The following is a 22,077-nucleotide window of genomic DNA, read 5'->3' on the forward strand; positions in this document are numbered from 1 at the left end:
TGCTCTCCACTGCCTGTTGATATGCATATTTTTATTTTGGAACCGGTTCCAAAGATAGCACCCACGAATCGATGACGCAAGCGATTTGATTGCCTGTGGCGGCGAAGGAACACGATGGGGGCATGGCTGGGAACGCGGATGAAAGGCCCCGCCCTCCCCTTGCACACGCAGGGGGCGGGCGGCGCTGCTTGAAAAACGACTTACTGGACCACGGTATAGCAAGGCACGTATGCCGTGCCCGCCAGTTTCATGCGGTGCTGCGCCACGAAGGAAGCGAGCAGCGCGTCCATCGGGCCGGCGATGGATTTGTCGCCGTGGATCTCGAAATTGCCGTGCTTTTCGATCGAGCGGATGCCGTCATCCTTGACGTTGCCCGCCACCACGCCCGAGAACGCGCGTCGCAGCTGGGCCGCCAGCAAGTGCGTGGGCTGGTTCTTGTGCAGGCTCAGGTTGCGCATGTTTTCATGCGTGGGCTGGAACGGCTTCTGGAATTCGTGGTCGATCTTCAGCAGCCAATTGAAGTAATACGCGTCGCTGTGCGCCTTGCGGAATTCGCGCACCTGGCGTATGCCTTCGAGCATTTCGCGCGCCACCAGTTCCGGGTCGTCGATGATGATCTTGTAGCGCTGCTGCGCTTCCGGGCCCAGGGTGTCGCTGATGAACTGGTTGATCTGCACGAAGTACTCGCGCGAGGTTTCCGGGCCCGTGAAGATCAGCGGGAAAGGAATCTCGGCATTGTCCGGGTGCAGCAGGATGCCGAGGATATACAAAATCTCTTCGGCCGTGCCGGCGCCGCCGGGGAACACGACGATGCCGTGGCCCGCGCGCACGAACGCTTCCAGGCGCTTCTCGATGTCCGGCATGATGACGAGGTCATTGACGATGGGGTTCGGCGATTCGGCCGCGATGATGCCCGGCTCGGTGATGCCAAGGTAACGGCCATTGTGCAGGCGCTGCTTGGCGTGGCCGATGGTGGCGCCCTTCATGGGGCCCTTCATGGCGCCGGGGCCGCAACCGGTGCAGATATCGAGGCCGCGCAAGCCCAGCTGGTAGCCCACTTCCTTCGAATAATTGTATTCGGCGCGGTTGATCGAGTGGCCGCCCCAGCACACGACCAGGTTTGGGTTGAGCTGGGTTTGCAGCACGTTGGCATTGCGCAGGATGTGGAAGACGGCGTCCGTCACGCCTTCTGTGCTCTGCAAGTCGAATTTCGGGTTGCCCGTCACTTCATCGCTGACGAAGATGATGTCGCGCAGCACGGCAAACAGGTGCTCGTGGATGCCCTTGATCATCTTGCCGTCGACAAAGGCGATGGCCGGCGCGCCCTTGATGTCGAGCTTGATGCCGCGCTCGCGCTGGATGATGGAGATTTCAAACGACTGGTAGCGCTCCAGCAGGGCGCGGCCATCGTCGATGGTGCTGCCGCAATTGAGCACTGCCAGCGCGCAGCGGCGGAAAGTGTTGTACAGGCCGCCCTGGCTGGTGTCGAGCAGTTTGTTGACTTCAGTCTTGGAGAGCACGTCCAGGCGGCCTTCCGGTGAAACCAGAGTATCGATAACGTCGTGTTCCATAATGCGAAAAATCCCTTTAAAAATCGATGCTCGAAGGTCTTGCAGCCTTAATATACGACAAGTCAGGCAAGTTGTGCTGTGCCGCCGCAAAATCGCCCGGGCCGCCCTTGCCTGCAAACCGGTTTGACTAATATGAAACAGTCATTCTTGCTAATGCGAATCGAAATCTTCGCTCAGCGCAATTTGTAGATTAGAATGCCAGCCTATTGGAATTCCCGTGCGTGAGGTTCTTCATGAGAGTCCCCGCCGCCCGCAGGCTTCCATAAGTTCGTTGTATCGATTGACTATAATAATTTTTCAGGAGGAACCGCATGAGCGGTGCGACTACGCCCAACAAGGAAGCCGTTATTCCCGAGTTCAAGCAGATTATGGGCCATCCAAGCCCATTGTGGATGTTGTTCATGACTGAATTCTGGGAACGCTTCGCGTTCTACGGAGTTCGCTGGGCGCTGGTACTGTACATCGTTGCCCAGTTCCACGGCGGCGACGGTTCGGGACAGGCTGCGGCCAACCTTACCTATGGTTCCTTCCTCGCGCTGGTGTACGCCGGCGCCCTGTTCGGCGGCTACATCGCCGACCGGGTCATCGGTTACCAGCGCTCCATCCTGCTGGGCGCCGTCTTCATGGCTGCCGGCCTGTTCTGCATCTCGGTACCGAACCAGGACATCTTCAACCTGGGCCTGGCCACCATGATCGTCGGTAACGGCATGTTCAAGCCAAACATCTCGACCATGGTCGGCAAGCTGTACACGACAGCCGATCCGCGCCGCGACAGTGGCTTCACGATCTTCTACATGGGTATCAACATGGGCGCCATGGTTGCCCCTGTCTTCACCCAGTGGCTGGCCGAGTCGATCTTCGGCACCAGCGCCATGCCTTCGTACAAGATGGTCTTCATGGCGTCCGGTTTCGGCATGCTGATCAGCCTGGTATGGTTCGCCATCGGCCGCCGCGCCCTGAAGGGCATCGGCGCTCCGGAAGCCGGCGCAGGCAACCCGATGCGCGTCATCTGGGTGGCCGTCGGCTCCCTGTGCGTGATCCCGCTCGTGTACTTCCTGCTGACCGTCGGCGCTGAAAAGCTGCAAATCGTCCTGACCGCGCTGTTCATCGGCCTGGCCGTGATGCTGATGATCGAAGGCATACGCAACGGTAAAGTTGCGCGTGACCGCGTTATCGCCATGCTGCTGATCTTTGTCTTCAACATCCTGTTCTGGATGTTCTTCGAACAGGCAGGCAGCTCGTTTACCTTCCTGGCTGACAAGATCGTCAACCGCGACCTGGGCTTCTGGATCTTCCCGACCGCCTACTTCCAGACCGTCAACTCGGTCGCCATCATCGTCTTCGCGCCGATCATCGCCGCCGTCTGGGTCTTCCTGGCGCGCCACAACGTCAATCCTTCGATCCCGCGCAAATTCGGCCTGGGCTTGCTGGGCAATGCCCTGGCCTTCGGTTTGCTGATCTTCGCTCTGTCGAGCCTGGTTGGCGCCGATAACAAGATCCCGTTCTGGACGCTGGCCACCGTGTACGTGCTGCAATCGATCGGCGAGCTGTGCCTGTCGCCTATCGGCCTGTCGATGGTCACCAAGCTGGCGCCAGTGCGCCTGGTCGGCCTGGGCATGGGCGGCTGGTTCCTGTCGACCGGTATCGGCAACAACCTGTCGGGCATCTTCGCCAGCCACGTCAGCGGCGAAAGCGGCATGTCGGTGCAATCGGCACTGTCCGGCTACACCTTCGGCTTCTGGTCCCTGCTGGGCGCCGGCGTCGTGCTGTTCCTGATCGCACCGCTGATCAACAAACTGATGCACGGCGTGAAGTAAGTTTTCTGCCATAGCTGACAACGGCGGCCTGCGGGCCGCCGTTTTTCATTCCGGCGCCGTTTTTCCCATTGCCTGGCGGTACAATACCGCCAGGGCCAGCGGCCATCCACCCACATTACTGAAAAATCCCATGTCCAGCATCTCCACCACCTCGCCCCTCTCCGACGACGAATACGCCGAACTCGACACCCTGCTGGCCGCGCCTGCGCTGGCCGGTCGTGCCATGGACGTGTCGATGCTGGAAGGTTTTCTCACGGCCGTCGCCCTGAGCCCGAAACAGATCACGCCGGAACAATGGCTGCCCTGGGTCTGGGACAAGGCTGCCGGCAGCGCCTTGCCGGCACAGGACGAAGCCAGCGAACGGGCGGCCAGCCTGGCGCAGCGCCACCATGCCTACATGGTCGAATGGCTGGCGAAAGACCCGGACAGTTTCGAGCCCATCTACGTATGCGGCCCCGAATGGAGCGTGCCCGCCTGGTGCGCCGGTTTTGTCCTAGGCAGCAGCCTGGACAAGCCCCAGTGGGCGGCCCTGGCCGTCAGCCACCCGCAATACCTGGCGCCGTTCCAGCACCTGGCCACGGCCGGCGAACTCGATGACGATGCGGCCGAAACGGCCATGGATGGCGTGATTCCTTCCGTGATCGCCATCAACGCGGCCTGGGCGCGCCAGCGCCACCTGAAAAGCCAGGCCCAAAGCCAGCCCGGCGCCACCGTGCTGCGCGAAGTGCCGAAGACGGGCCGCAACGACCCGTGCCACTGCGGCAGCGGCAAGAAATACAAAAAATGCTGCGCCGACGCCGATAGCGCGGCCAGCCAAGGCTAAGGCGACGCCAGCTTGCGCCAGCTGCTGACGGCCATCCTGCGCTTCCTGCTGCGCCACGCGCTGCAGTTCGCCCTGTTCATCGTCATCCTGCTGGCCGGACGCTTGCTGCTGGCCGAATGGCGCGCCTACAGCGCCAGCAGCGAGACCATCGCCGCGCTCAGGCTGGCCGCCGACGGCGCCGACAAGCATGGCGCTGGCCTGGCCGCTGCGGCCACGGCGCGCGTCAACGCCCTGCAAAAAACCTCACACACGGCCATCACGGCCCGCCTGGCGCAAGTCCAGGCGCAATTGGCGGCCTTGCGCGCGCGGCAGCAGCCATCGCTATTTACCCTTCCCCTGCCCGATACGAACACCCTGGCCCTGCACGCGCAGGAGGAAGCCGCGCGCCGCGTGGAAATCGAAGTGCTGGTACAGGAAGCCCGTTATCTGACCGCCCTGCAAGCGGCCCTGAGCGGCGAAGATGCGCGGCACACGCTGGCGCGTCTGCACGCGGAACACGTGAGCGCGTATGCGGCGCTGCAGCACAACCTGCGCCAGCGCCGGGAACTGGAAGCGCGGCACCCCGTGGCGGCCCGCCTGCCCGGCAGCGACGCTTACGCGCAGCTGTCGCTGCTTGAAGCGCAAGGCCAGCGCCTGCGCGAGATCAATCTGCAAGCCTACCAGGCCTGGGCAGCGCAGGGCGCGCGCACCGGCAACGCCACGACCGCCGCCCGCCCCGCCCCATTTGCCATCGACGAGCCAGCGCTGGCCGGCGCGCTGGCGCCCGTGCAAAAGGCCATCGCGGCGGGCGAAGGACAACTGGCGCGCAACTGGATCGCCCGCTGGCGCGCCCCCGTCTTGGACGTGGCGCCCACGGCCGCCCTGCTGGTGCTGTCGGCCATCCTGCTGCCCGTCGCCATCAAGGCTTTCTTTTACTTCGTGCTGGCGCCTGTCGCTTCCCGTTTGCCGCCGCTGTCGATCGCGCGCGAACTGCAGCTGAATGGCAGCTCCCTGCCCCTGCCGCCGCATGGCGAATCGCGCATCTCCGCCGTGTCGCAGGCATTACAGCTAAAACCTGGGCAGCAGATGCTGATCCATCCCGAATACCTGCAATCGTCGCCCGTCAGCAGCACCAAGCGCACACAGTGGCTGCTGGACTGGCGCTTCCCGTTCACCAGCCTGGCCGCCGGCATGGTGGCGCTGACGCGGCTGGAAAGCGAAACGACGGCATCCGTGACGATTTCCGCCAGCGACGACCCGCTGCTGGAAGTGGCCGTCGTCCACCTGCCTGCCGGCAGCGCTCTCGTGTTCCAGCCACGGGGACTGGTCGGTTTGATCACCGATGCGGGCCAGCCTTTGGCGATCAGCAGCCACTGGCGCCTGGGCAGTCTGCACGCCTGGCTCACCCTGCAGCTGCGCTTCATCGTCTTTCGCGGCCCCGTCACCCTGATCGTGCGCGGCTGCCGCGGCGTGCGCCTGGAACGGGCCGGCCAGGGCCGCTCCATCAGCCAGTCCGCCACCCTGGGTTTTACCACCGACGTGCTGTATTCGACCCTGCGCAGCGAAACCTTCATCCCCTACCTGCGCGGCCAGCAAGCGTTGCTCAACGACCGCTTCGACGGCGACAACGGCGTCTACCTGTACGAAGAAACCCCGCGCCACGGCAAGCAGCCGGGCAAGGTGGGCAGCTGGTTCGAGGGTTTTACGGACGCCATATTGAAAGTGTTCGGCATCTAGCCGAGGAAACCATATGAACGACTTCCTGTTTGCCGATTTTCTCGAGGACCAGGCCGCGTATGCGGCGGCAGAGGCCTGGTGGCAGGCACGCCTGGCCTTCCTCGACGGGCAGTGCACGGCTTATCTGCGCACCGCGTTTGCCAATGGCCAGCCGTTCCATGACGGCAATCCCATCGTCAACCTGGCGGACAGGAACGCCGGCAAGGCGGCGCGCATCGTGCAGCAATGCCCGCATGAATGCGGCCACGGCTACACGAGCTTCGAGCAAGCCATCGAGCTGGCCGGCAGCGATGGGCACCGCCCGGCGCAGGAAAAGATCATCGTGCTGACCTTGACGCGGGAGACGGCGCAGCGCGCCGAAGATGAATTGCGGGCCTGGTTTGCGCCAGCGTAGGACTGACGGCTACGCCGCAATCGAATGCGACACCGTCAGCCACTCGCCCGGCTGCAGATTCGCCGCCGCCTCGCGCGTGGCCAGCACGCTGTCCGGGTCCAGGTCGGAGCGTTTCAGCTTGTAGGAATAGGCGAAATCGTCGGCATCGAATGCCTGTCCCGCCTTGACGTAGTACTTGAAGCCGACAAAGGAGTCGGGATTGGTGACGACCGAGTACTCAAGCGTGACATTGTTCATGGCGGGCCTCGTCAACGGTGGTGAGGCATCCATTATGCGTCAATTCCGGCCGCAGCGATGCGACGACAAAACCTTGCGGCAAGTCAATCGGCAAACCAGCTGCCGGCGCTACAGTAGCCGGAGCCAACCACCACGCCATCGCTGCCATGCGCACCTTGCTCACGAAGATCCGGAATACACTGGCGCCGCAGGCGAGCCTGCCGGCAGCGGCGCGCATGGAGCGCCTGTCGGACTGGCGCGGCTTGCCTGCCTTCGACCCCGGCCCGCAAGCCGTCGTCAAGGCCTGCACGGCCTGGCTATGCGCAGCGCAGGACAATTCCAGATCAAACGACGGCGGCGTCGCGCGCGACTACAGCCTGCTGACAGGCTGGTCGAGCTCCTACCCGGAAACCACCGGCTACATCATCCCCACCCTCATCGCCCTGGCGCAGCGCACGGGCGACGAGGGTGGGGATGATGCGCTGCACGGACGCGCGCGGCGCATGCTCGACTGGTGCGTGGCCATCCAGTTCCCGGAAGGCGGTTACCAGGGCGGGAAGATCGATTCCACGCCGCGCGTGCCCGTCACCTTCAACACGGGCCAGATCCTGCTTGGCCTGGCCGCCGGCGTGCAAGCGTACGGCGCGGCATACCAGGACGCCATGCACCGCGCGGCAAGGTGGCTGCGCGACAGCCAGGATGCCGATGGCTGCTGGCGCAGGCATCCGACCCCGTTCGCCAGCGCCGGCGACAAGGCCTATGAAACGCACGTGGCGTGGGGCCTGTTCGAAGCGGACCGTGTCGCACCGGGCCACGGCTATGGCGCGGCCGGCCTGCGCCAGGTCGACTGGGCGCTGACCAAACAGCGTCCCAACGGCTGGTTCGCCTCGAATTGCCTGGACAACCCGCTGCTGCCCCTGACCCATACCATCGGCTACGCCTTGCGCGGCCTGCTCGAAGCGCACCGCTTTTCGGCGCGCGCCGACCTGCTGGACGCCGCCGCGCGCACCGGAACGAGCGTCGCCAGGGCCGTGGCGGCCGACGGCCACCTGGCCGGCCGCCTCGGTCCCGACTTCCAGCCAGGGGCTAGCTACGCCTGCCTCACGGGTTCCGCGCAAAACGCGCATTGTCTGTTCCTGCTGTACCAGATCACGGGCGAACGGCGCTACCTCGATGCGGCGCGACGCCTGAATAGTTTCGTGCGGCGCTCGGTCAGCATCGACGGTCCCGCGCACGCGCGCGGCGGCGTCAAGGGCTCGTTTCCCGTCGATGGCGATTACGGTACCTGGGCTTACCTGAACTGGGCCGCCAAATTCTGCATCGATGCCAACCTGCTGGAAATGGACATCGGCGATGCTTGAACATGCAAGAAACGCCATCCACGCCGCGCTGGAAGCATGGCGCCGCGCCGCCAGCGCCCGGCATGTGCGCCACAGCGCGCCCCACGTGACGCGCCCGGGGTTGGCCGCCGGCCTGGCGCGGCTCGGCGTGGCGCCAGGCGATACGCTGTTCGTGCATTCATCGCTGAAAAGCCTCGGCTACGTGGAAGGCGGCGCGCTGGCCGTGATAGGCGCCCTGCAGGACGCCGTCGGCCCGCAAGGCACCCTGCTGCTGCCCACCTACTATCTGCCGGGCGGCACGCTGCGCGCCACCTGCGCCATGCCAGGCTATGTGTTCGACCCGCGCCGCCATGGCACGCACATGGGGCGCCTGCCGGAAGCCTTCCTGGCCAGTGGCGCAATCCATCGCAGCATCCACCCGACCCACTCCGTGTCCGCGTGGGGCCGCCATGCCTCCGAGCTCACCGAGGCGCATCACCGCGCGCCCTCGATCTTCGGCATGGGTTCTCCCTGGCAGCGTTTCATCGGCTGCGACCACGCAAAAGTCCTGGGCCTCGGCATTTCCATGGGACCGGTGACGTTCTATCACGCGCTGGAAGACGCCATGGGCGACACCTTTCCCGTGCCCGTATGGGAAGACGATACAAAGCTGCTGGCTTGCCTGGACCACGCGGGCCGTCGCTGGGAAGTGCCCGTGCGCCCTTTCGAGCCGGCAGTCGCGCAGCGCCGCATCGACCAGCCCGGCCGCGGCGACCTGCGCGATTACTTTCACCGGGAATTTGATGCCGCCGGGCTGCGCGTCAACGGGCAAGTGGGCGATGCGGCGTCGTGGTGCATTCCGGCGCAGGCGTTCTATGCGCACCTGCACCGGCTGGCCATTGAGCACGTGACGATCTACGCGAGCGCGGCGCAACTGGCGGCGCGGCCCATCGGGCGCGCATAAAAAAACCGCCCGGATCGTCATGACGCCGGGCGGTTTTCCTTGGGTTGGCTACAACATCAAGCCTGCGAACTGCCCGCTTTCTTCTCGCGCGCCACGATATACAGCAGCACGATGATGGCCGCATACGGCAGCAGGGACAGCGCGTCCGAGTGCAGGCCCGCGTAGAACGGGTTGCCGTGCTCGGCCCAGTCGGCCATCATCTGGTCGAAGTGCGTCAGCACGCCGGCCGTGATCGCGATGATGATGCCAGCCAGCGCACCGCCAGCGATGTAGCCGGAAGCGAGCAGCACGCCCGAACTGCGGTCGCCCGCCAGCTGGCGCTCTTCCTCGTTCAGTTTCGCGTTGTGTTCCAGCTTGTTGTTGCGGCGGTCCGCCAGCCAGCGCACCAGGCCGCCGACGAAGATCGGCAGGGTGGACGACAGCGGCAGGTACACGCCGACGGAAAACGCCAGCGACGGGATGCCGGCCATTTCCAGCACCACGGCGATCATCACGCCGAACAGCACCAGGGTCCACGGCAGTTGCTGGTCGAGGATGCCCTTGATGATGTAGGACATCAGCACGGCCTTAGGCGCATCATATTTCTTCACTTCCGAACCGTCAGGGCGCTTGCTGTAATGGCCATTGATGCCCGGATCGACCAGGTACGCCAGCTGGCCGTCTTCCTTGACAAAATACTTGCCGGCCGGGCCGCCCACGGTGTCCGTCTTTTGCCAGACTTTATACGTGTTGTGGTCCGTCTCGGCTTGCGGGCCATGCAGTTCGCCCGTCACCGTCAGCTTCGACGCATCGACCGTCAGGCCAGGCGCCACTTGCGCCGCCGGCACGTAGACGGTGCTCGCTTCGTTCAGTTTCAGCAAAATCGGGCCCAGGATCAGGGCCGACGACAGCGCGCCCGCCAGAATCGCGTACTGCTGCAGGCGCGGCGTGGCGCCCACCAGGTAGCCGGTTTTCAAGTCTTGCGAGGTGGTGCCCGCATTGCTGGCGGCGATACAGACGATGGCGCCCACCGACAGGGCCGTCACATAGTAACGCCCGCCCGTCCAGCCCATGATCAGGAAGATCAGACAGGTGAACAGCAAGGTGGCCACGGCCATGCCGGAGATCGGGTTCGACGACGAGCCGATTTCGCCCGTCAGGCGCGACGACACGGTGGCGAACAGGAAGCCGAAGACGAGGATCAGCAGCGCGCCGAGGAAATTCATGTGCAGCGGCGTGGCGAAAGTGATCACGGCGATGATGGACAAGCAGCCGATGATGACCCATTTCAGGGGGATATCCTGGTCCGTGCGCAAGGTGGAATTGGTCTTGACGCCCTTGCCGATGCCCTTCAGGCCGGCCGACAGGCTGCGCCAGATCATGGGCATGGCGCGCACCAGCGAAATCAGGCCGCCGGCGGCCACGGCGCCCGCGCCGATGTACAGCACGTAGGCGCTGCGCACGTCGTCCGCGCCCATTTCGCTGATCAACTTGGTGCCTGGCGAGAGCACGGTGGTCAGGCTGTCGCCGAAGAACTTGATCATCGGGATCAGGAGCAGGTACGACAGCACGCCGCCGGCCGCCATGGTGGCGGCGATGCGCGGGCCGATGATGTAGCCCACGCCCAGCAATTCGGGGGAAATCTCGGCGCCGATGGAGCCGCCCTTCAGCGGCGCGGCAAATTCCACGCCCGGCGTATCCCGCCAGCCCTTGAACGAGATATTGAACACCTTGTACAGCAAGCCGACGGCAAAACCGCCGAAGATGATCTTGGCGCGGCGCTTGGCGTCCAGCGCAGCAGCCGAATCCTTCTCGATGCTTTCGCCGGCGGCGATGCGCGATTCTTCCGTGGCGGCCGCCTTCAGCACCTCGGCGCACGCCGTGCCTTCGGGGAATTTGAGTTCCTTGTGCTGGTCGACGATCATGGTGCGGCGCATGGGGATCATCATCAGGATGCCCAGCAGGCCGCCGAGGATACCGACCAGCATGACGCGCGAGATTTCCAGGTCGAAGCCGAGGATCAGGATGGCGGGCATGGTCACGCCCAGGCCGAAGGCCAGCGATTCGCCGGCAGAACCGGCCGTTTGCGTGATGCTGTTTTCCAGGATCGACGAATCCTTGCCGCCCACCTTCTTGGCCAGGCCGAACAGGGTGATGGCGATCACGGCGACGGGAATCGAGGCGCTGACGGTCAGGCCCACTTTCAGCACCAGGTACAGCGAGGAGGCGCCAAAGACCATCCCCAGGATGACGCCCATGAACAGCGCTCGGAAGGTCATCTCGGGCAGCTTCGCATCGGCCGGGATGTAGGGCTTCACGACGCTCGGTGTTGCATCTTTTGCCATGGATATTTCCTTAATTTTTAAAAATAAACAGCCCGGATCGACGTCCGGGCTATTTTCTTGAAGCCGAGACTATCGCACAGCCGCGTTTCGATGAAAAGGTTTTTTGCTCCCGGTCCCCGATGCCCGCCCGCCGCCCTGCCCGCACGGGAAGCGCCGGCGCATTGGTCTATAATCGCTGCCACCGTGCCTTGCACGCTCACGTGAGACTGCCTTGACTGCCAAACGAACCGGATTCCCCTGGCCTTCCCGCCGCGCCACCGTGCGCGGCTTCATCATCGCCGGCTGCGCCGCGCTGGCCGCAGCCGTGCTGCTGGCCGCCTGGCTGTTCCTGTACGTGCGCCCCCGCCTGCCCGAACTGGACGTCATCACGGACTACCAGCCGAAGATACCGCTGCGCGTGTACACGGCCGACAATGTGCTGATCGGCGAATTCGGCGAGGAACACCGCGACTTCGTGCCGATCGCGCAAGTGCCGGAAATGATGAAAAAGGCCCTGCTGGCCATCGAGGATGGCCGCTTCTACGAACACCACGGCATCGACTTCGTGCGCGCCGGCGGCGCCGTGCTGTCGAACCTGCGCCACGGCTTCGGCCACGGCGGCGGCTCCACCATCACCATGCAGGTGGCGCGCAACTTCTTCCTGACGCGTGAAAAAGTCGCCTCGCGCAAGCTCAATGAAATCATGCTGGCCCTGAAAATCGAGGCTGCCCTGTCGAAAGACCAGATTCTCGAGCTGTACATGAACCAGATGTACCTGGGCCAGCGCTCGTTCGGCTTCGGCAGCGCGGCGCAGACGTATTTCGGCAAGCCCCTGTCCGAACTGTCGATCGCGGAAATGGCCATGCTGGCCGGCTTGCCGCAAAACCCCTCGCGCCACAACCCGATCAGCAATCCGAAAAAGGCGCACGCACGCCAGCAGCTGGTATTGAAACGCATGCGCGAACTCGATTACATCAGCGAAGGCCAGTACCGGCAGGCGCTGGCCCAGCCGCTGCATATCAATACCCGCGGCAAGCAGGGTTTCGACACGCACGCCGAATACGTGGCCGAACTGGCGCGCCAGGCCGTGTATGCCCAATACAAGGAAGACAGCTACACCAAGGGCATCAGCGTCTACACGACGATATTGAAAGCCGACCAGGACGCGGCCTACGCCTCGACGCGCCGCAACGTCATCGCCTACGACCAGCGCCACGGCTACCGCGGCCCGGAAACCTTCATCGACATGCCGGCCGACCCCGAGCAGCGCGACGACGCCATCGACGCGGCGCTGCAAAAACGCCCGGACAGCGATGGCCTGATCGCCGCCGTCGTCACGGAAGTGGTGAACGGCAAAGTGATCGCCGACACGGGCGATGGCGACGCCAAGGCCATCACGGGCGACGGCTTGCGCTTTGCCGCCCCGGCGCTGTCCGCCAAGGCGAGCGCCGGCATCAAACTGCGCCCGGGCGCCGTAATCCGCATCACCCAGGACGCCAAGGGCAACTGGGCCATCACGCAAGTGCCGCTGGTGGCCGCCGCCTTCGTCTCGCTGGACGCGGAGACAGGCGCCTACCACGCCATGGTGGGCGGCTTCGACTACAACCTGCAAAAATTCAACCACGTGACGCAGGCTTGGCGCCAGCCCGGTTCGGCCATGAAACCGTTTGTGTATTCGGCGGCGCTGGAAAAAGGCTTTTCGCCGGCCACCCTGATCAACGACGCGCCGCTGGAAATGCAGGCGGGCGGCAAGGTCTGGGCGCCGCAGAATGACGACTTCAAGTTCGACGGTCCCATCACCATGCGCTACGCGCTGGCGCAGTCGAAGAACGTGGCCTCGGTACGCATCCTGCGCGCGCTGGGCGTGTCGTACACGCACGACTTCATGGAAAAATTCGGCTTCGACCCGGCCCGCCAGCCCAGCAATCTGACCATGGCGCTGGGCACGGGTTCCGTCACGCCCGTGCAGATGGCGGGCGCCTACGCCCTGTTCGCCAATGGCGGCCACCAGGTGGAACCGTATTTGATCGACCGCATCGTCGACGCCAAGGGCGCGGTGCTGATGCAGACCAAGCCGCCCGCGCCGAACGACGACAAGACCCTGGCGCTGGACCCGCGCAACGCCTTCGTGATGGACAGCATGCTGCGCGAAGTGGCGCGCACCGGCACGGGCGCGGCGGCGACGAAAAAACTGGGACGCAGCGACATCGCCGGCAAGACGGGCACCACCAGCGACGCCGTCGACGGCTGGTTCGCCGGCTATGGCGGCGGCATCGTGGCCGTGGCGTGGATGGGCTATGACGAGCCCAAGTCCCTGGGCGGACGCGAATTCGGTTCGACCCTGGCCATGCCGATCTGGATCGACTACATGCGCACGGCCCTGTCGACGCGCCCGCAAATCACGCGCGCCGTGCCGGCGGGCCTGAGCCAGGTCGATGGCGAATGGCTGTACGACGAATTCATCGACATGAACGGCGTGAAAACGCTGGATATGGATGTGGAGACGCCAACGGATCCGGCGGCAGTGCCGGAGACGGTGCCGCCAGAAACCACGAACTGATGGTAAAGGGCAGTTCGCGTAGGTCGGGTTAGCCGGAACGGCGTAACCCGACATGAGCCGCCGTCCGCGCGTGTCGGATTACGCTGCGCCTCGGCGGCCCCGCTAATCCGACCTACCGGTCATGTTCAAATACCCGCGCACCGTACTGACCACGCTATCGGCGAAATCGTCGACATTGACCTTCGCCGCGCGGTATTTCCAGCGTTTCACGTACCAGTCCTGGAACAGTGCCAGGCAGTGCGCGGCCAGCAAGGTGGGATCGCCCTGCGGCTTCGGTTCGATTTCCCCGATGGTGGCGGCGATCAGGGTCTGCACATACAGTTCCGAATTCTTCGCCATGCTGCGCTGCTCCACCTGCAGCACGCGCGAATCCATGAAGACAAAATAAAACCACGGCTGCAGCACTTCGGACAGGTAGATCGACGAGCGTATCATCGCCTCCAGGCGGTCCAGCGGCGACTTCACGTCGGCAAACAACAAGGGCAAGGCTTGCGTGGCGTGGCGCACCACGTCCTCGATCATTTCAGCCAGTTGGTCCTTGCTGGTGATGTAGCCATACAGGCCGCCCATCGACAGTCCCGTCTCGCGGCACAGGTCACGCAAGCTCATGGCGCGGAAACCCACGTCATTGGCCAGGCGGAAGGTGGCGACGAAGATGCGTTCAAGATTTTCCAGCGCCGGCTTGCGGCGCTTGACGCCGATACGTTCCGCGTGGCGGTCAAGAATATATTCCCAGATGTTTTCGCCATTCAAAGGCGTCATCTGCTGAAACTGTTCAAAATTAAAATGGGTCGACAAGTGCATTCCCAAGTAACGGTGTAGGAGCGATATCCATGCCATGCCTGGACGCGGCATGGCAAGACGGCGGGACGGCTGATGCCGGGCCGATTATAGCTCAGGAAAACAACTATTTGACTTTTCAACTATGCAATGGGCATATAAGCAACGTCAAATTCCCACAGTTATTGCGCTGCATCATGCAATTCAAATGCAATTTAAATCCAGCAGTGCTACATTCAAAAAACCGAGCGCTCGCTATTTTTAATGCATCGAGAATGTACAGGAGCGCGCGGTTCATCGCTACAGCATCGACATTTCCACTCATTTCCACTATTAATAATACATAACGGAGACAAAATGAAGACTCGCTTTTGGCAACTGCTATCCACCCTTCTGCTTTCCCTCGCCATCCTGCCCGGCAGCGCCAGCGCCGCCGGCTACACGCAGACGAAGTACCCGATCGTGCTGGTGCACGGCCTGTTCGGCTTCGACAAGCTCGGTCCCGTCGAATATTTTTATGGCGTCCCCGCCGCCCTGCGCAGCGGCGGCGCGCAAGTGTATGTGACCACCGTGTCGGCCGCCAACAGCACGGAAGTGCGCGGCGAACAGCTGCTGTCGCAGGTGCGGCAAATCCTCGCCGCCACCGGCGCGGCCAAGGTTAATTTGATCGGCCATAGCCACGGCGGCCCCACGGCCCGCTATGTCGCCTCCGTGCGCCCCGATCTGGTGGCGTCCGTCACCAGCGTGGCCGGCGTCAACAAGGGCTCCAAGGTAGCCGATATCCTCAGCGGCGCCATTCCCAACACCAGCGGCGCGCTGGGCAACGCGCTCGCCTCCCTGATCGGCATTTTGTCGGGCAACAAGGGTTTGCCGCAAAACGCGGGCGCCTCGCTGGCGTCGCTGTCGACGGCCGGCTCGCTGGCTTTCAACAGCCGCCACCCGCAAGGCGTGCCCAGCTCCGCCTGCGGCGAAGGCGCCTACCAGGTGCAAGGCGTGCACTACTTTTCGTGGAGCGGCGCGCAACCGTACACGAATGTGCTCGACGTGGGCGACCCGCTGCTGGCCGCCATCAGCCTGGCCTTCGGCGGCGTCAAGAACGATGGCCTGGTCAGCAGCTGCTCCAGCCACCTGGGCAAGGTGATCCGCGACGACTACGCCATGAACCATCTCGATGAAGTCAACCAGTTCGTCGGCATCGTCAACCTGTTCGAGACGAACCCCGTCACGGTCTTCCGCCAGCAAGCCAACCGCCTGCAAGGCCTGGGACTGTAAGGGGCCTACGATGCGCACGAACGCGAAATGGATCATCGGCGGCAGCCTGGCGGCCCTGGCCCTGTATCTGGTGCTGCGCCCCGGGGAGCCGCCCGCCCCGCCGCCGGAAAAGGCGGAACCGGACCTGTTCGCGTTCGTGCGCTCGATGGAAGGCACGCGGCCCGACGGCAACGTGGCGGTGGCCGCCGGCGACAAGCTGGTGGTCGATGCGGAACTGGGCCACCTGTTCGACTACTACTTGGCGGGCCTCGGCGAAAAGCCGCTGGCCGCCATCCGCAGCCAGATCGAGGCGGAACTGGACCGGCGCCTGGCGCCCGTCCCCGCCCGCGAAGCCAAGCGCCTGCTGGGCGCGTACCTGGCCTACAAGCAGGCGCTGGCCGGCGCGGAACAGGCCTTGCCGGCGCAAGCCGATGCGGCCCTGGCGGCGCGCGCGCGCCTGCAAGCCATGCGCGCCTTGCGCGGCAACTATTTTACAGCCGAGGAAAGCGCCGGCCTGTTCGGCGCCAGCGACGCGTATGACGACGACGCCGTGGCGCGCATGGCCATACTCGGCGACGCCTCGCTCGACGAAGCACAGCGCCAGGCGCAACTGGCCGCGCTGGACCAGAAAATGTCGCCGGCCCAGCGCGCCGCGCGCGACGCGCCGCTGCAGGTGGCGCAGCTGGACGCCTCCGTCAAGACCTTGCGGGCACAGGGCGGCGGCGACAATGAAGTCTACCGCCTGCGCGCCAGCACGTTCACGCCGGCAGCGGCGGCGCGCCTGGCGGAACTGGACCGCGAGGAATCGCAGTGGCAGCAGCGCATCATCGCGTATCAGGCGGCCAAGGCACAACAGGCCGGCCTGCCCGGCGGCGCGCAGGATGCGGCAGCCCTGCAGCGGCTGCGCGACGCCAGTTTCTCGCCGGAGGAACAGCGCCGGCTGGGCGCCTACGAATAGCCATCAGGCCAGCTGCGCCAGCAAGGCTGCTGCCGCCATCACGTCCGTGCTCTCGCGCCCCTGCCGGTAGCCCGCATGGACAGGAGCCAGCACGGCATGCGCGGCGGCGCCACGGCCTTGCGCCTGCAGCACGGCCGCCAGGCTGGTGGCGCAGCGCAGTTCCCAGCCCGGCGCCTGCTGGCCCCTGGCCAGCAGCAGCGCTTCTTCCAGCTGCGCCCGCACCGCTTCCAGGCCGGCCGCATCGTCTTGCGCCAGCGCCCGCCAGCGGTGGTGGGCGTCGCGGCGCAGTACCTCCGGTGCGCTCCACGGCGCCAGGCCCATGCGCGCGCGCCGCAGCGCCTGGCTATCGGCGGCCGCGTCGTGCAGGGTGGCCATCAAATCGACCTGTATCGGCCAGCTGCGCACCGACGGCCAGGGAAATGGCGCCATCGCCTCGCCCCCGTCGAGCAGGCGCTGGTAGGCGGCGCCCCAGGCGCTCCAGTACAGCAAGCCATAGCGGGCCGCGTGTTCGCACAGCAGGCAAATCCACGCATGCGCCAGTTCCCGCTGCCCGCACCACAGGGCGACGGGAATGGCATTGATGGCCAGCGCCACGCACAGCGTGACGCCATTGTGCTCGAAGCCCACCGCCACCGCCTCGCGCGCCAGGATCAGGGCGTCGTCGGGGCGGCCCTGCATCCACAGGCAGCGCGCCAGCGTGCCGCGCAGGCAAACCTGGTGATCGGCCAGCAAGGCATTGTTGAAACCGAGCTGCGCCGCGCCCTCGGGATGCGCCAGCACCATGCGCGCCAGCGCCGCCGACTGCGCGTAGCGTCCCTGCACATATTCGCCCACGGAGCGCATGCGCGCCAGCACCAGGCGCATCGCCATGTCGTCGCGCGTTGCGCACAGGACGGCCAGTTCGGTGACGTAGTTGTCGGCGCGCTGGAAATCGGCCAGCTTCAGGCTGCAGATCCACATGCCGCAAATGGCTTCGGCGCGGCGGCTGCCATCGTCCGTGCGCATGGCCAGCGCATAGCCGCGCTGGAACGAACGCAGCATGGTGCCGGTGATGCCCTGCGTATGCAGTAGCAGGTGCGCCTGCGAGGCATGCAGCTGCATCTCGCTGTCGGGATCGTCCACCGCGTGCGCGGCCATGCGCTCGAGCGCCCGCTCGACGCGTACGCGGTATTCATCCATCAGCGACAGCTGATAGAACAGGGTTTGCGCGGCCAAGGTCAGCGCCACGCCCAGCGCCACGTCGCCCTCCTCGCCGAAAGCCCAGTCGATGGCGGCGCGCAGGTCATCGACATGGCGGCCATAGCACGCGCTCCAGCGTGCCGGCGGCATGCTTGCCCAGTCGGCGGCGATGCGTCCGGCCAGTCCCAGGCAATGGCGCGCATGGCGCAGCAGCACGGCATCCTCGCCCCCGCCCGCCGACAGCTGCGCGCCAGCATAGGCGCGCGTGGTGTCGAGCAGCCGGTAATACACATGCTGGCAGCAAAACTCGATGCTGACGAGGGACTTGGCGGCCAGGTCGGCCAGCGTGTCGAACACGTCGCATCCCGCCACGGCGCTGGCCGACTCCAGCCGGAAGCGGCTCCTGAACACGCTCAGCGCCTGCAGCACCTGGCGCTCTTGCGCGTCGAGCAGGCCGTAGCTCCAGTCCAGGGTGGCGCGCAAGGTCTGGTGGCGCAAGGGCATGTTGCGCGCGCCGCGCGTGAGCAGGCGAAAGCGGTCGTCGAGCTGGCGGCGCAATTCGTGCAAGCCGAAATGGCCGATGCGCCCGGCCGCCAGCTCCAGCGCCAGCGGAATGCCATCGAGGCGCCGGCAGATATCCACCACCACGGGCACGTCGGCGTCGGCCAGCACGAAAGTATCGTCGACGGCCGCGCAGCGTTCGCAAAACAGCTGCACCGCGGCGAAGTGCCGGACCGCCGCCGCATCGGGCACGGCATCGGCCGGCGGCAATTCCAGTGCGGGCAGGCGCTGCAGCTGTTCGCTGGTGAGGCGCAGCGGCTCGCGGCTGGTGGCCAGTACGTGCAGCAGCGGCGCGCCCTTGAGCAAGGCGTCGGCCAGGGTGGCGGCCGCGCCGATCACGTGTTCGCAGTTATCGAGCACGAGCAGCATGTGGCGCGGGCGCAGGTAGGCCAGCAGGACCGGCATGGCGTCGCCGGCCGGCACCGCCACCCCGAGCGCCGTGGCCAGCGCCAGCGGCACCAGGCGGCCCTCGTCCAGCGGCGACAGGTCGACGAAACATACGCCGTCGGCATAGCGGCGCAGCACGCGCGTGGCCAGGACGACTGCCAGGGTGGTCTTGCCGATGCCGCCCGGACCGGCAATGCACAGCAGGCGCAATTGCAGCAGCTGGTTGGCCATCGTTTGCAGCACCTCGGCGCGGCCCAGCATGCGCGTCAGCATGACGGGCAGGTTATGCCGCGGCTCGGCGCCCGCCGCACCGGACGCCGGCCCGCCCGTGTGCGCCAGCGGCGCCAGGAAGCCGTAGCCGCGCCCGGGGATGGTGGTGATGTAGCGCTGGCCATCGCGGCCATCGCCAAGCGCCTTGCGCAGCGCCGCCAGGTGCACGCGCAAGGTCGCGTCGTCGACCACGGCATTGGGCCAGACAATGGCCACCAGTTCATGCTTGTCGACGATGTCGCCGGCGCGCTCCAGCAGGGCCAGCAGCAAGTCCATGGCCCTGCTGCCCAGGCGCAGCGCGCGATCGCCCTCGAACAGCAGGCGTTCTAGCGGCAAAAGGCGAAACGGGCCAAAGACATAGGCCGGGACAGGACTGTTTATCATTCTTGCGTGGAGGAGAAGGTGTTAAAGCACGCGGCTTGCAGTGGCCATATTCTACTGAGCATCCGCGCCATGCCGCATGGCGCCATGTTTCGGCACTGTTACAAGGCCGGCCGGCGCGCCAGCGGACAGCAGCGCGGCCACCTCGGCCGCAGGCGCCGGGCGGTGCAGATAAAAACCCTGCACCTGCGGGCAACCCAGCCGCCGCAGCTGCGCCAGCTGTTCCCCGTTTTCCACGCCCTCGGCCAGCGCCTGCAAGCCCAGGCCATGCGCCAGCGCAATGGTCGAGGCGACGATCACGGCATCACTGCCTGCGCTGCCATCGAGGTCGCGGATGAAGCAGCGGTCGATCTTGATGGTGTGAATCGGCAGCATCCTGACATGGCTCAAGCCCGAATGGCCGGTGCCGTAATCGTCAAGCGAAATGGCCAGGCCCAGCGCGCGCAGCTGGCGCAATCCCTGCGCCGCCTGCGCCATGTCGTCGATGCAGCAGCTTTCCGTCACTTCCAGCTCCAGCAGGCCGGGAGGAATGGCGTGGCGCCGCAGGCAGCCCAGCACAAAGTCAGGCAAGTGCGGCTGGCACAGCTGGCGCGCCGAGACATTCACCGCGACCGGCACCAAAGGCAGGCCAGCCGCGCGCCACTGCGCCAGTTGGCGGCAAGCCGCATCGATGCCCCAGTTGCCCAGCGCCGCGATGGCCTGCGTCTGCTCGGCCAGGCCGATGAATTCGTGCGGGTAGATCAGGCCATGGCGCGGATGCTCCCAGCGCAGCAGTGCTTCCAGGCCGACCAGGCGCAGTTGCGCCGTATCGAACTTGCCCTGATAGTGAAAGCGGAACTCACCATCGACGATGGCGCTGTCCAGGCGCGCCTGCAGCTCCCGGCTGCGCGCCGACGCCACCGGTGTGCCTGCCGGCCCAACCCGCGCCTGGCGCCGCGCCCGCCACAGCATGACGCAGCCGAGCCAAAACCTTGCCAGGCGCGCCACTAGGCCAGCAGGCGCGGCGCGGCCGGCACACTACGGCGCGGCAAGGTGTGCGCCGGCCCCTGCTGCAGGCGAAACACGCTGACCACCTGCAGCAGCTTCGCCGCTTCGCTCTCCAGCGATTGCGAGGCGGCTGCCGCCTCTTCCACCAGGGCGGCGTTCTGCTGCGTCACTTCATCCATCTGCAGCACCGCCTGGCTGACCTGGCCGATGCCCGTGCTTTGCTCGGCGCTGGCAGCCGTGATGTCGGCCACCATCTGGCAGACACGGCCCACGGCCGCCACCACTTCCTGCATCGTGGCGCCAGCCTGCGCCACGAGGGCCGCGCCCGCGTCCACCTGCTGCGTGGAATTGGCGATCAGGGCGCGGATATCGCGCGCCGCCGCCGCGCTGCGCTGCGCCAGGTTGCGCACTTCCGTCGCCACGACGGCAAAGCCGCGCCCCTGCTCGCCCGCGCGCGCCGCTTCCACGGCCGCGTTCAGGGCCAGGATATTCGTCTGGAAGGCCAGCATGTCGATCACGCCGATGATGTCGGCGATCTGCGCCGAGGAAGCGCTGATGGCGTCCATGGTATGGATCACCTGCCCCACGGCTTGCCCGCCAGCGCCGGCGATATTCGCCGCCTCGACGGCCAGCACGCTGGCGTGACGGGCATTGTCCGCGTTCTGCTGCACGGTGGAGCTGAGTTCCTCCATGGCCGACGCCGTCTGTTCGAGCGAGCTGGCCTGCTCCTCGGTGCGCGACGACAGGTCGATATTGCCGGCCGCGATCTGCGACGACGCCGTGGCGATGGTGTCGGTGCCGCTGCGCACCTGCTGCACGATGTCGAGCAGGTTGCCGTTCATGATGCACAGCGCGTCGAGCAGCTTGCCCGTTTCATCGCCGCCGTGGCGGCCGAAGGTCGATGTCAGGTCGCCGGCGGCCACGGTCTGCGCCACGGCCAGGGCATGGCGCAGCGGATTGACGATGCTGCGCGTGACCAGCCAGGCCGTGACGAGCGAAAAGAGCACGGCCAGCGCGCTCAGTGCCAGCATCATGTTGCGCGCCGTGGCGTATTCGTGGCGCACCTGGGCGCCCGCCTCCTCCATCAGGTCATGCTGGTGCGCGATGAGGCTTTCCAGCGCCGCCATGTAGCGCAGCTGGTCGCCGCGCACGGTGCCGAGCAGCAAACTGGTCGCTTCATCGCGCGCCCCTTCTTCCAGCAGGGCCAGTACCTTGTCGCGCCCGCCGTTGAACGTGGCGCGCGCCTGCGCCACGGCCGCCATCTGCTGGCGTCCCTGCGGCGACAGCACCACCTTGTCCAGCTGCGCCAGGCCCTTTTCCGTTTCGCCGCCCGCCCTGGCGATGGTGGCGCGTTCCTGCGCCAGCTGCTGCGGCTCCGTCATCAGCAGCAGGTTGCGCGAGGAGCGCGCGATGATGTTGACATTCTTGATGATGTCGTTGGCCAGCACGGTTTTCGGATATTTGTCATCGATCACGTCGCGCATGCGCAGTTCCAGGCTGGACAGGCGCAGCATGCCCAGCACGGCGGTCGCCAGCAGCAGCAAGGTCAACAACGCAAAGGAGCAGCGCAGGCGCGTGCCGATTTTCATATTTGCCATCTTTATTCGCATCCTTCAGTGTGGTGCATCGGTCATCGCGCC

At 65.5% G+C, this 22,077-nt stretch carries 16 protein-coding genes; 9 read left to right on the forward strand and 7 right to left on the reverse strand.

The features are described 5' to 3' along the window. Positions 1-200 precede the first annotated feature (200 nt). On the reverse strand, positions 201-1,571 hold the full coding sequence (gene ppnN, locus U0004_RS18225) for a nucleotide 5'-monophosphate nucleosidase PpnN (protein ID WP_070254173.1): 1,371 nt from the start codon (positions 1,569-1,571) through the stop codon (positions 201-203). Between the two features lie 368 nt (positions 1,572-1,939). Between ppnN and U0004_RS18230 the strand changes: the two genes are divergently transcribed. From U0004_RS18230 to U0004_RS18245, 4 genes are all read left to right on the forward strand, one after another. Then, positions 1,940-3,388, forward strand: a complete 1,449-nt coding sequence (locus tag U0004_RS18230; protein ID WP_440589170.1) for a peptide MFS transporter — start codon at positions 1,940-1,942, stop codon at positions 3,386-3,388. Between the two features lie 130 nt (positions 3,389-3,518). After that, complete coding sequence (locus U0004_RS18235; RefSeq protein WP_070254172.1) at positions 3,519-4,211, forward strand: UPF0149 family protein; 693 nt, start codon at positions 3,519-3,521, stop codon at positions 4,209-4,211. Between the two features lie 12 nt (positions 4,212-4,223). Next, a complete protein-coding gene (locus U0004_RS18240; RefSeq protein ID WP_070254171.1) occupies positions 4,224-5,927 on the forward strand; it encodes a hypothetical protein in 1,704 nt (567 codons plus the stop codon). 13 nt (positions 5,928-5,940) lie between these two features. Then, positions 5,941-6,321 (forward strand): hypothetical protein, encoded by a 381-nt coding sequence (locus U0004_RS18245; RefSeq protein ID WP_070254170.1) that lies wholly within the window; start codon positions 5,941-5,943, stop codon positions 6,319-6,321. 9 nt (positions 6,322-6,330) lie between these two features. Here U0004_RS18245 and U0004_RS18250 read toward each other — a convergent pair whose 3' ends face one another. After that, entirely contained in the window at positions 6,331-6,558 is a 228-nt protein-coding gene (locus U0004_RS18250; protein ID WP_034755374.1) for a hypothetical protein, read from the reverse strand. Between the two features lie 146 nt (positions 6,559-6,704). Between U0004_RS18250 and U0004_RS18255 the strand changes: the two genes are divergently transcribed. After that, positions 6,705-7,898 (forward strand): prenyltransferase/squalene oxidase repeat-containing protein, encoded by a 1,194-nt coding sequence (locus U0004_RS18255; RefSeq protein WP_081345469.1) that lies wholly within the window; start codon positions 6,705-6,707, stop codon positions 7,896-7,898. Further along, the gene (locus U0004_RS18260) at positions 7,891-8,820 is read left to right on the forward strand and encodes an AAC(3) family N-acetyltransferase (protein ID WP_070254169.1); all 930 of its coding nucleotides are present in this window, start codon (positions 7,891-7,893) and stop codon (positions 8,818-8,820) included. The genes U0004_RS18255 and U0004_RS18260 overlap by 8 nt, the downstream gene beginning before the upstream one ends. Before the next feature lie 56 nt (positions 8,821-8,876). Here U0004_RS18260 and U0004_RS18265 read toward each other — a convergent pair whose 3' ends face one another. Next, positions 8,877-11,144: an OPT family oligopeptide transporter gene (locus U0004_RS18265; RefSeq protein WP_070254168.1), complete on the reverse strand. Its 2,268-nt coding sequence runs from the start codon at positions 11,142-11,144 to the stop codon at positions 8,877-8,879. A 211-nt stretch (positions 11,145-11,355) separates the two neighbouring features. Between U0004_RS18265 and U0004_RS18270 the strand changes: the two genes are divergently transcribed. Next, positions 11,356-13,683, forward strand: coding sequence for a penicillin-binding protein 1A (locus U0004_RS18270; RefSeq protein WP_070254167.1), 2,328 nt, complete (start codon positions 11,356-11,358; stop codon positions 13,681-13,683). Positions 13,684-13,785: 102 nt separating this feature from the next. Here the strand turns inward: U0004_RS18270 and U0004_RS18275 are convergent, their stop codons facing one another. Next, on the reverse strand, positions 13,786-14,445 hold the full coding sequence (locus U0004_RS18275) for a TetR/AcrR family transcriptional regulator (RefSeq protein WP_070254233.1): 660 nt from the start codon (positions 14,443-14,445) through the stop codon (positions 13,786-13,788). A gap of 375 nt (positions 14,446-14,820) precedes the next feature. On the opposite strand from U0004_RS18275, the gene U0004_RS18280 reads away from it, so the two are divergent. Next, positions 14,821-15,735: a lipase family alpha/beta hydrolase gene (locus U0004_RS18280; protein ID WP_070254166.1), complete on the forward strand. Its 915-nt coding sequence runs from the start codon at positions 14,821-14,823 to the stop codon at positions 15,733-15,735. 10 nt (positions 15,736-15,745) lie between these two features. After that, the gene (locus U0004_RS18285; RefSeq protein WP_070254165.1) at positions 15,746-16,672 is read left to right on the forward strand and encodes a lipase secretion chaperone; all 927 of its coding nucleotides are present in this window, start codon (positions 15,746-15,748) and stop codon (positions 16,670-16,672) included. Between the two features lie 3 nt (positions 16,673-16,675). Here the strand turns inward: U0004_RS18285 and U0004_RS18290 are convergent, their stop codons facing one another. From U0004_RS18290 to U0004_RS18300, 3 genes are all read right to left on the reverse strand, one after another. Further along, complete coding sequence (locus tag U0004_RS18290; protein WP_167468672.1) at positions 16,676-19,405, reverse strand: ATP-binding protein; 2,730 nt, start codon at positions 19,403-19,405, stop codon at positions 16,676-16,678. Between the two features lie 99 nt (positions 19,406-19,504). Further along, the gene (locus tag U0004_RS18295) at positions 19,505-20,401 is read right to left on the reverse strand and encodes a putative bifunctional diguanylate cyclase/phosphodiesterase (RefSeq protein ID WP_081345465.1); all 897 of its coding nucleotides are present in this window, start codon (positions 20,399-20,401) and stop codon (positions 19,505-19,507) included. A 35-nt stretch (positions 20,402-20,436) separates the two neighbouring features. After that, positions 20,437-22,035, reverse strand: coding sequence for a methyl-accepting chemotaxis protein (locus U0004_RS18300; protein ID WP_269462224.1), 1,599 nt, complete (start codon positions 22,033-22,035; stop codon positions 20,437-20,439). Positions 22,036-22,077 lie beyond the last annotated feature (42 nt).

Source organism: Janthinobacterium lividum (assembly GCF_034424625.1).
GTDB lineage: Bacteria > Pseudomonadota > Gammaproteobacteria > Burkholderiales > Burkholderiaceae_D > Janthinobacterium > Janthinobacterium lividum.